At 58.7% G+C, this 9,475-nt stretch carries 9 protein-coding genes; 4 read left to right on the top strand and 5 right to left on the bottom strand.

Annotated elements, in window-relative coordinates:
• Positions 1-19: 19 nt before the first annotated feature.
• Together WX88_RS26025 and WX88_RS26020 are read right to left on the bottom strand one after the other, a co-directional pair.
• The gene (locus WX88_RS26025; protein ID WP_046247356.1) at positions 20-274 is read right to left on the bottom strand and encodes a hypothetical protein; all 255 of its coding nucleotides are present in this window, start codon (positions 272-274) and stop codon (positions 20-22) included.
• A 156-nt stretch (positions 275-430) separates the two neighbouring features.
• Positions 431-1,138, bottom strand: a complete 708-nt coding sequence (locus WX88_RS26020) for a hypothetical protein (protein ID WP_046247355.1) — start codon at positions 1,136-1,138, stop codon at positions 431-433.
• Here WX88_RS26020 and WX88_RS30605 point away from each other — a divergent pair.
• Complete coding sequence (locus WX88_RS30605) at positions 1,137-1,433, top strand: hypothetical protein (protein ID WP_156176461.1); 297 nt, start codon at positions 1,137-1,139, stop codon at positions 1,431-1,433. The genes WX88_RS26020 and WX88_RS30605 overlap by 2 nt on opposite strands.
• 180 nt (positions 1,434-1,613) lie before the next feature.
• On the opposite strand, the gene WX88_RS26015 is transcribed toward WX88_RS30605, so the two are convergent.
• Entirely contained in the window at positions 1,614-2,615 is a 1,002-nt protein-coding gene (locus tag WX88_RS26015; protein WP_046247354.1) for an App1 family protein, read from the bottom strand.
• Positions 2,616-2,837: 222 nt separating this feature from the next.
• Here WX88_RS26015 and WX88_RS26010 point away from each other — a divergent pair, with 222 nt between their 5' ends.
• Positions 2,838-3,731: a diacylglycerol/lipid kinase family protein gene (locus WX88_RS26010; RefSeq protein WP_046247353.1), complete on the top strand. Its 894-nt coding sequence runs from the start codon at positions 2,838-2,840 to the stop codon at positions 3,729-3,731.
• 174 nt (positions 3,732-3,905) lie between these two features.
• Here WX88_RS26010 and WX88_RS26005 read toward each other — a convergent pair whose 3' ends face one another.
• Positions 3,906-4,259, bottom strand: coding sequence for a DUF3140 domain-containing protein (locus tag WX88_RS26005; protein ID WP_046247359.1), 354 nt, complete (start codon positions 4,257-4,259; stop codon positions 3,906-3,908).
• A 491-nt stretch (positions 4,260-4,750) separates the two neighbouring features.
• Positions 4,751-7,198, bottom strand: a complete 2,448-nt coding sequence (locus tag WX88_RS26000; protein WP_052733129.1) for a TonB-dependent receptor domain-containing protein — start codon at positions 7,196-7,198, stop codon at positions 4,751-4,753.
• A 343-nt stretch (positions 7,199-7,541) separates the two neighbouring features.
• On the opposite strand from WX88_RS26000, the gene WX88_RS25995 reads away from it, so the two are divergent.
• Complete coding sequence (locus WX88_RS25995; RefSeq protein WP_082116318.1) at positions 7,542-8,639, top strand: sensor histidine kinase; 1,098 nt, start codon at positions 7,542-7,544, stop codon at positions 8,637-8,639.
• Positions 8,636-9,406: a LytR/AlgR family response regulator transcription factor gene (locus tag WX88_RS25990; RefSeq protein ID WP_046247352.1), complete on the top strand. Its 771-nt coding sequence runs from the start codon at positions 8,636-8,638 to the stop codon at positions 9,404-9,406. Before WX88_RS25995 ends, WX88_RS25990 begins: the two co-directional genes overlap by 4 nt.
• The last annotated feature ends 69 nt before the right edge of the window (positions 9,407-9,475 follow it).

Here is a 9,475-nt window from a genome sequence, read left to right as displayed (position 1 = left end):
GACGACCTTTTCCATGACCCTAAATTAACTCAAACAGCTTCTTAAGCTGACGCTTCTGGTTACCAAGCACTAAAATATTTGGGTTTGAATATTTTTCATACGAGTCGATCAAATACTGTTCGAAATGATTTTCAAATGAATGTTCGGTTATTTGAATGGACACACTTTTTTTCTTTACCAGTCGCTTGATATTTGGCGTGATAAATTCATCTATTATTGATTTGACAAACGGGGCTGCTATCGAAGCAATGTCTTTGGCTTGGGTCAGGTCCATGTTGTATAATTTTGCATTATATGTTTAAATGCCATCTATTGGCATAACTTGAGCACATGCAAGTAAGCACAAAAGTCTTTAGATTTGATTAAAACTATAATTCCCACAAAAAAAGCCCCGCCAGCAACTGGCGGGGCTTTTCGTTTCTGTCGCGGCTTAGGCTTGGGGTGGCTGCTTTGGGCTGCTTTTGGGGCCACCTTTGCCGAGGATAATCACCTTGGTGTAGCCCTGGAAGCGGAGCCAGACCTCGTGCTTAGTGGGCGAGGATTGGTAGGGCTTGAACTGCACCCGGAGTTTCTTGATGAGGTCGTTGTTGCGGGCCAGCAGGGCAATGAGGGTTTTCCGGTCGGTGGTACCGGCGACGGCCGTGTTGCGCTGGCTGTTGCGCTTCTTCACGAAGCGGGCCAGCAGGGCCTCGGTCTGGGCGCGGGCTTCGGGCGTGAACTCGCGCTTGGCGAGCGGCGTGGCCAGGGGCTCGGCTTCCTTCAGCAGCGTGGTCACGATGGTGGCAAAGCTGGCATCGTCGGCTTCGGTGAAGCTGGTGCGGTTGTAGCGCACACGGCCGGCTAGGTCCTCGTCCTTGTTGGCATCACTGGCAGCGTGAGCTTGCAGGGCGGCGGCCAGGCGCGAGGCCAGGACCTTGAGCCGCTTTTTGGCGCTGGCCTTCTGCTCCGTCGAATCGTCCGCGTCGCTGGCCATTACCACGGCTTCCAGGTCGCGGGCCTTGGCCAGGTTGGCTGCGTGCTCGGTGCGCAGCGGGGCGATGTCTTCCTCCAGAAGCAAGTAGTTTTCCTGGTCGGCCAGGAGGCCTTTTTCGGTAGCGATGCCGCGCAGCAGTAGCGCGTTGATACGGTTATTATCCATGCAGTTGAGTATTAGGATGGGAATTCATATCAAACATATAAATTATTTATGCATTATCAATTTATTTTCGGCCACCCCGACCCTTGCCGCCGCCAACCCGACTACTGCTAATCGCAACCCGACCACTGCCCAGGCCACCCCGACCGTTGCCAACCGCTCCCCGACCGCTGTTTTTTGCAACCCGACCCTTGCCAAACGCAATCCGACTGCTGCTAACCTCAACCCGACGGTTGCCAAACGCAACCCGACTACTGACCTTCCGTCCCGGCTCCTGACCTTCTGCCCCGACTGCTGACCTTGCACGGAACAACTACCAGACGCGGCGCGTCGCGGCAATCATTTTGAGGAAGCAGAGCAGTTTCGGGGTCGCTGTCCCGTAGCGCGGACTTTTAGTCCGCGCTACGGTGCATTGATTCCAGAACTGCTTTGTAATAACAGCTCCGGGTACGGCTTATTTCTGCCAGTGCTGCCTGCTTCAGCGCCACAGTTCCTGCGAGTGCCGCAGGGCGTCGCGGCTGTGCTTGAAGTAGCAAGTGGCCACGCCGGCGGCTTTGATTTCGGCCAGGGCGGCCTCGGCGGCAGGGCGGCCACCGGCGTGCACCTGGCGCACATACACCGCCTGAATGCGGCCGGGAAAGCGCCGCACCACCGCCGCGTAGATGCCGGGGTCCTGCTGCGAGTCGTCGCCGAGCAGGCCAAACTGCTGGCCGGGGCAGGCGTCGAGGATGCGCACGATGCGGTCGAGCTTGGTGGCGTGTTTGTTCTGGCCGGTGTGCCGTAGCTGGCTCAGGCGCTTGAGCTGGCTGAGCTGGCACACTCCTTTGGGCAAGTGATTGTACGCGGTGAATTCCAGGATGAAGTCGTAGAGATTCCACTCGCTGCTCGACACGTAGAAAAAAGCGTTGGGCCGCTCGGGGGTAGCGGGGCCGGCCTGCGCCAGCCATTGGTAGTGGGCGGCTACCTCGGCGAAGGGGGCGCGGCTGCGGGCGTTGCGGCTCAGCAGCACCCACAGCCGCTGCCAGCGCGTGGCCGAATGCGACACCAGAAATGTGTCGTCGATGTCGGAAATAAAGCCGTAGGGGGTTTCGTAAGGCACATGCACCTCGGCGGTGGCCTGGGCCAGAGGTATTCCGGCGGAGTCGAGCAGCTCGGCGGCGGCCGGATGCCAGCCGGCCGCCAACCCCTCGGGCAGCTCCACCTCCACCCGAAAGAAGCCATCGGCCGCGGTACGGGCCCCGACGGGGTGGCCGGCCACGGTTATGCGCACGGGCGCCTCGGCCCAGGGCCGCACCAGAAACAGGCGCAGCAAGCCCCAGGTATTCGCAAAGAAACCCTGCCGGTAGCGGATGCGGGGCAGCGCCCCTTGCCGGAAGGCGTGGCCTTCCACCACCACGCGGCGAGGGCTGCCAAACCCTCGGTACAGCTTCAGGGTGGGCTGCCGGGTAAGACGAAGCCAAGCCAGTAGTTTTTCAGTCATGAGCAAGGAAAGTTCGGCCGCAAGCGGTGGAAAAATCGTTACGACAACTAGGCCCGATTAGATGAGCCACGGTTGATAGGTAAGAGTGATGAGTTGAGAGTTAAACCGCCTTAACTCTTAACTCTCAACTCATCACTCTTACCTCAATGCCAGACCGGTCCCCCCTCTCCTGGGGAGAGGGGGTCAGGGGGTGAGGTTCCCCCGCGCCATAAACCAAGCACCATGTCTACTTCCACTCCCCTGCGCTTTTTATTCGCCGTCAACCCCGTGTCGGGGGGCGGCGGCAAGTCGGATTGGGAAGCCACCATCCGCGCCTACTTCGCCGGGCTGCCGCACACGGCCGAGGTGCTCACCCTCACCGGCCAAGGCGATGCTGCCGCACTGCAAGCCCGCATCGCCCAGCACCGTCCCGACCGCCTGGTAGCAGTGGGCGGCGACGGCACCGTGAAGCTGCTGGCCGAGCAAGCCCTGGCCGCCGACCTGCCGTTGGCCGTGCTGCCCGCCGGCTCGGCCAACGGCCTGGCCACGGAACTGGAGCTGCCCACCAGCCCCGCCCAGGCCCTGGAAATTGCCGTGCATGGCACCGAAAAGGCCATGGACGTGCTCTACCTCAACGGCACCGACCTCTGCCTGCACCTAAGCGACATCGGCCTCAATGCCCAACTCGTACGCTACGCCGAGCGCCGGAGCTGGCGCGGCATGCTGGGCTACGCGCGGGCGGCGTTTTGGTCGTTGCTGCGGCGGCGCCTGATGCACGTCCGCATCCAGGCCGATAATGAGGAAGTGGAGCGCACGGCCTTCATGGTGGTGCTGGCCAATGCCCGTGTGTACGGCACCGGCGCCGCTATCAACCCCGAAGGCGACGTGTCGGATGGCAAGTTTGAAGTCGTCGTGCTGCGCCGGCTGGTGGGCCGCGAACTGCTGAAAATGTTCTGGCGTTTCCGTCCTTTCGACCCCGCTGCGGTAGAAATCTTCTCCACCACCGCCGTAAGTCTCAAGGTTCGCCGCCCCGTCGATTTCCAGGTAGACGGCGAGTACCGGGGCAAAACTACCCGCGTCGATGTGGCGATTCGGCCCGGCGCACTCCGGGTGCTGGTGCCGGGCAGCCCGGCTTAGCAGCGGTTTGCATTAATTGGAAATTATGTTGAAACGGTCATGCTGAGCTTGTCGAAGCATCTCTACCGCTTCGTCAGCAGCATTCAACGAAGCGGTAGAGATGCTTCGACAAGCTCAGCATGACCGTTTTCGCTAACGCAAACAGCTTCTTAGAAGAGCCATCATCGGCCCTCTCTACTTTTTATCCTTCAGCGGGTCGTGGCCCCAGTTCATGAGGGAGTAGCGCCAGCGCGAGGTTGCCACGTCGGCGGCGTGGTGGGGGCCCTGGGCCGAGTGGCGGCTCACGTAGCTGTGCACCTTGTGCATGTGGGCTTCATCGTCGGGCGTAAGGTCGGCCTTGTTCTTGTGCAGAATATTGATGATGCGCTCGCCCGAGTGGTGGCCGATGCTGCTGCCGTCGCCGCTGTCCTGGCCTACGGATTTGGATTCGTCGGTTTTCAGCCATTTCTCCAGCTCCGAGGCCGTCATGTTGACGTCCTGCTTGAAGGTGGCGTAAATGTCGTTTGAATTGGAAGGTGCGGTAGCCATGGTGGAAATGTGGGGTTTCGTAAAAGCTTGGTCCAAAAGCAAATTAGGAGCAACAAGAGCGTATACGACTAATCCTACAGATTAGGCTGCTAACAACCTTTGGTGCTGCGTCGAGAAGAAAGCTAGCGGTGTTTTTTCCTGCTATTAGATATTCCTGGCTTTGATGCAGATGTATTTCCGTACTCCGGTTGTGGCCAATGTGGTAGATGGTCATGAAGTACGCCCCCGCTAAATATTTCTGCCCGAACTCCGGCTCCATTTTTAGAGGTTGAGTCGATTTACTTTTGAGCTAACCTTTTACGAGATTCCCAAATATTGGTCAAGCGGCAACAGATAGAATGGGCCAAAAAAGTGCTCAACGAGCGGTGGAAAGATTATTTCCGGCAGCATCCCAGCTTTTAGCCACTGCCAGCGAAATCCCCGCCGATGCCTGCTTAGCCCGACTGCCCCACCCTTTTGGATACGCTCACGCATTACCAATGTTAGGCGTTTCACTGACCAGTGCGGCGCTTTTCTTCTGCCGCGCTGTCGGCGCGGCGGGTGGGGACCAGTTTGTCGCTGCCCAGGCGGTAGCTGAAGGCCAGGGTCGCTGCCCGCGTATCGCGGTCCACGCGGAAGGTACCCACGTAGGTGTTGTAAGTCGAAGTGCCGCGCGAGGACCTGGTAAAGAGCAGGTCAGTGGCGTTCAGCTTGATGGTGGCCCGGCGTTGCCACAAACTTTTTTGCACGCCGGCAGCCAGTTCGCCTAATGCCCGGAACCTAATGAAACCCATAAGTTTGGCCGACTCATAGGTGGCGCTCAAGTCGAGGTTCCAGTCGTGGCCCAGGGCCAGGGTATGGGTGCTGCTCAGATTGAGAGCCGACTGGCCCCGATTGATAGCCGTGCCGACCGATTCTCCGATGAAGCGGGTGTAGAAGAGCACGGCGTTATTATAAACCAACCAGCCGGGCCGGGGCGTCAGGGGCACAGCCAGCGTCAGGGCCGCGTAGTGCCGGGTGGTCAGGTTGATGGGGCGATTGACGGCAATGCGACTCCCTTCTCCTATCGGCTGCAACGCGTAGAGGCTGGCATTGCGGGTGTTGCTGTAGCTGAGACCGGTGCTGTATTTCTGCAGAAACGTGTGCGTTATCTCAACATTGTAGCTGGTCTCGGGTTGCAGGTCTTTGTTGCCCGACGAATAGGTTGTCGCATTCACGTATCGCCGGAACGGGTTCAGGTCGGTGTAGTTTGGCCGGTTGACGCGGCGGCCCAGGGACAGCGCCAGTTCGTGTCGGGCTGAGAATTTATAGGCAAGCGAAGCCGTGGGAAACAGCTGAAGGTACTGCCGACTAAAGTTCTCGCTGCCCACTTGCTGCACGCCTTTGGTGGTCGTTTGTTCACCGCGCAGCCCGGCTTGCAGGGTGGCCTTCGGGCCGGCTTGCTGGAATGCCACGTAGGCCGCGTGGATGCGCTCGTCATAGCGAAAGTTGTTGGTCTGAGCCGGGTCCACCACGTAGGTGTCGTTGCCTTCTTCCTTGCGCGAGAGCAGGTCGTTATTCGACTGCACTTGACTGGTTTTAAGCCCCATACTGAGTTGTCGGCGATGGGTTAGCGGCTGGAAGTAATCTAGTTGCGTGGTGCGCAGGGTCAGCCGGCTGGCCTGGTCGATGAGGAGCGGCGCCGGCGTGGACCCTCGCGTCTCGGTCAGGGCCGTAAGGCTTTGGCGCAAGGTGGTGCGGTAGGTAGCGTAGTTGACGTCGGCCGTTAGGCTGCGGCTGTTGCTGGAATCGGCGAAGCTGTGCTTCAGGGTCACGTTGCCGGCCCAGTTGGGCAGTTCCTGGCGTCTGTGCTCAGGAGCAAGCAGTTCGGTAGACGCTTGCGCGGCGTCAAAGAGCGTCAGCGCATCCAAGCCCTGCCGGTTCGCACGGAGCGCCTGCCCGTTGACGGCCACGCCTACAGTCGTGCGGACCGAAGGCGTATAATCTGCCCCCGCTTTCCAAGTGTGCGACCGACTACGAGCGGTAGACAAATACGTCTCATTGCTGGTGCCCACGGGCTGGCTCTGTTCAAAGAGCTGCCGCTTCTCCCGAATATTCAACACAGCCGAACGGTCGGCATAAGTGTAGGAGCCGAAGGTATTGAACGGGCCCTGCCGGTGATTGAGGCTCAGGCCCGTCACGTAGCGGTCGACCTGGCTGCGGCCGTAGCTGACATTCACGGTGGCGTTGGTGCCCTGACGCTGCCCCTTTTTAAGGGTGATGGCGATGACGCCGGCCCCGCCCTGGGCGTCGGCACTGGCGGGCGGGTTGGGTATTAGCTCGATGCTCTTCAGTTGTTCGGCGGGCAGCGTCCGCAGGTAGTCGGCCAGGGCGGCTCCGCTCAACAGTTGGCGCTTGCCGTCGATGAGCACCAGCACATCTTGTTTGCCGCGTAGGGCCAGATTATCGCTGCCGTCCACGGTCACGCCGGGCGCGCGGGTCAGCACGTCGAGGGCGGTGTTGCCGACGGCCAGTGTCGAGTTTTCCACATTCACCACCGTGTTGCTGCCTTGTTGCTCCACCACCGGCTTTTGGCCGAGTACAGTTACTTCCTTGAGCGCCGTGGCGATGCTTGGGCGCAACACCAGCGCCAGGCCCGCAGCCGGCAGCCCGAACGGTGCCGACCAGGCCTGCACGAAGCCCACCTGCGTAGCCGACACTAGGTAGCGCCCACCCGCCGGCAGAACCAATTGAAACGCCCCCTGCGCGTCACTATACCCTGACTGCACCACCGTGGAATCGGCGGCCCGGTGCACCAGTACTGTCGCAAATTCCAGCGGCGCTCCGGCTACTCCCTGCACCACTCCAGTAATGTTGACTTCTCCTGAGCGAACCGCCGTTGGGGAAGCACCAATGGTTCCAGTGGGGGCGGCGGTACCCTGAGCGGCCGCAACGAAGTGGCAGCCGCCCAGCGCCAGCAAGCACAACCACCAGCTTTTTTTTCTTGCTAAAGAAGGGTTTGTAAAGAATATTCTATGGAAGAGCTGAACGAGTGGCATGGAGCTAACTAGTGAGTTGAAAAAGCTCACAAAGGTGTTTTTAACCCCATCAGGCCCCAATTTTATTCGCTCTACGACAGACCCAGGCCGGTCAAAAGCATCTGCCCAGATTAGTGTAGGTTAGCCATGCGCTACGGTCGTTGGGCGGAGCTTCTCCGTCGTTGGGCGAGGATTTTTGCTGCCAATAGCCAGCCATACTACTTTGCAAGCTCAATTTGGCCCCACTGCGAAGAAAGGTGCGGGTTATTAGCGCTTCAACCACCCTATGAATTCCACAGTCCATCATCCACTAGCGGTGCCCCTGGGTTACCATGCTGGTAGCCGGCCGGCGTGGTTGCTGCTGCTCTTATCCCGGCGGCTGGCCCAGCATATTATCTTCTGGAGTCTGCTTTTCCTGGTTAATGCAGTATCCATCGGCTACTTCGCGGGCGCGCTGCTGGAAAATGTACTCTGCTTTGGCATCCGGCTGCCGTTCATTTTGGCGGTGTGCTACCTTAATTTATCTGTGCTGCTGCCGGCCTACTACTACAAAGGCCACGTGCTGGACTACGTGGCACTAGTGGTTGCGAGCGCGCTGCTGTTGAACGCGCTCAATCTGTTCGTCTTTCAGGATCTGATGCGGACTGGCTGGCTGCCGGTGAGTTTGACGAGGGATGCGGAATTCACGGCCTTTAACTTCGTGTACAAGGGGTTTCTGATGATGACTCTCGTGGGCCTCACATCGGGTATTAAGCTGTCCAAAGACCATTTCGTGCAGAAGCAAAAGGCCGAATCCATTGAAAAGGAGCACCTGGCAACGGAACTGGCCTTGCTGAAATCGCAGATTCAGCCCCACTTCTTTTTCAATACCCTCAACAACCTCTACGCCCTGACACTCAAGAAGTCGGACCTGGCCCCGGAGGTCGTACTAAAGCTTTCGAAGCTAATGAGCTATGTGCTGTACGAAACCGACCAGGAGCGCACCTCGCTGCCCAAAGAACTGGCCTATATCCAGAGCTACATCGACCTGGAAAGCTTGCGTTTCAGCCGGCCCCTGACGGTAGATTTCACCGTCAGCGGCAACCCTGAGCACGTGCAGCTGCCGCCGCTGCTGCTGCTGCCGTTCATCGAAAACAGTTTCAAGCACAGCATAAAAAGCAGTGGGTCGGCGGTGCACATCAGTATCCACGTGACTCTAACCGAAGACCGACTATGCCTGCTAGTCAGCAACCCGTGCACCGACCACGCTGCTTCAAGTAGCAAAGGCATTGGCCTGCGCAATGTGAAACGCCGGCTCGACCTACTGTACGAACAAGCCTATACCCTGCGACAGGAACGGGCGCACCAGCAGTTTACTACCCAACTAGACCTACTGCTCACATGATTACCTGTATCGCTATTGACGATGAGCCGCTGGCCATCGAGGTGCTGCAAACGTATCTGGAGCGCTTCGCGGACCTGTCGCTGGCCGGCACCTTCACCGATCCGGTGGTGGCCCTGAGCTTCGTACAGCGCAACCAGCCGGACCTGATTTTTCTGGACATCGAAATGCCGCTGTTCAATGGCCTGGATTTCATCAAAACCCTCACCTACCGCCCCGCTGTCATCCTGGTAACGGCCTACCGCAACTACGCAGTGGAAAGCTTCGAGTTGGAAGCAGTAGATTATCTAGTCAAGCCGGTGCCTTTCCAACGCTTCGTCAAAGCCGTCAGTAAGGTGACAGGCCTACTACTCCGCCCCCAGCGGCCAAGCAGCGACGCCCTCACGCCCCCGCCCAAGCTCACACCAGCTGAGACCGAGCAGGACATCTGGCTGAAAGTAGACAAGAAACTGGTGCGCGTGGCTCCGGCCGATATTTTCTACCTGGAAAGCCTGAAGGACTACGTGCGAATAAGTACCAGCCACGGCGACCTTATTACCTACCAGACGCTACAGGCAATGTTAGCGCTGCTATCGGCCGATAAATTCGTACGCATTCACAAATCATATGTGGTGGCGGTACAGAAGATGGAGGTGATTGAGGGCAATATGGTCAAGGCAGGTGGGCAAATGCTGCCCGTGGGGCGTAGCTTCCGGCAGGAGCTGCTGGAGCGGGTATTCCCCATTAAACAAGTCCCGCAGGATGATAATGTAGCACGCGGCAAAGGATGATCTAAAGCAGGGCTCAAGTCAGTCTAAGAAGCTGTTTGAGTTAATTTAGGGTCATGGAAAAGGTCGTCG

Source organism: Hymenobacter terrenus, assembly GCF_000972495.1.
GTDB classification, from domain to species: Bacteria; Bacteroidota; Bacteroidia; order Cytophagales; family Hymenobacteraceae; genus Hymenobacter; species Hymenobacter terrenus.
The sequence above is the reverse complement of the archived record's forward strand: the minus strand, read 5'-3'. Positions and strand labels throughout refer to the sequence as shown.

Excerpts from the sequence above, each read along its gene's own strand:
- WX88_RS30605 (WP_156176461.1), top strand. The coding sequence starts at position 1,137 with ATGCAGTTGAGTATTAGGATGGGAATTCATATCAAACATATAAATTAT.
- WX88_RS25990 (WP_046247352.1), top strand. The coding sequence starts at position 8,636 with ATGATTACCTGTATCGCTATTGACGATGAGCCGCTGGCCATCGAGGTG.
- WX88_RS26010 (WP_046247353.1), top strand. The coding sequence starts at position 2,838 with ATGTCTACTTCCACTCCCCTGCGCTTTTTATTCGCCGTCAACCCCGTG.
- WX88_RS26015 (WP_046247354.1), bottom strand. The coding sequence starts at position 2,615 with ATGACTGAAAAACTACTGGCTTGGCTTCGTCTTACCCGGCAGCCCACC.
- WX88_RS26025 (WP_046247356.1), bottom strand. The coding sequence starts at position 274 with ATGGACCTGACCCAAGCCAAAGACATTGCTTCGATAGCAGCCCCGTTT.
- WX88_RS26020 (WP_046247355.1), bottom strand. The coding sequence starts at position 1,138 with ATGGATAATAACCGTATCAACGCGCTACTGCTGCGCGGCATCGCTACC.
- WX88_RS25995 (WP_082116318.1), top strand. The coding sequence starts at position 7,542 with ATGAATTCCACAGTCCATCATCCACTAGCGGTGCCCCTGGGTTACCAT.
- WX88_RS26005 (WP_046247359.1), bottom strand. The coding sequence starts at position 4,259 with ATGGCTACCGCACCTTCCAATTCAAACGACATTTACGCCACCTTCAAG.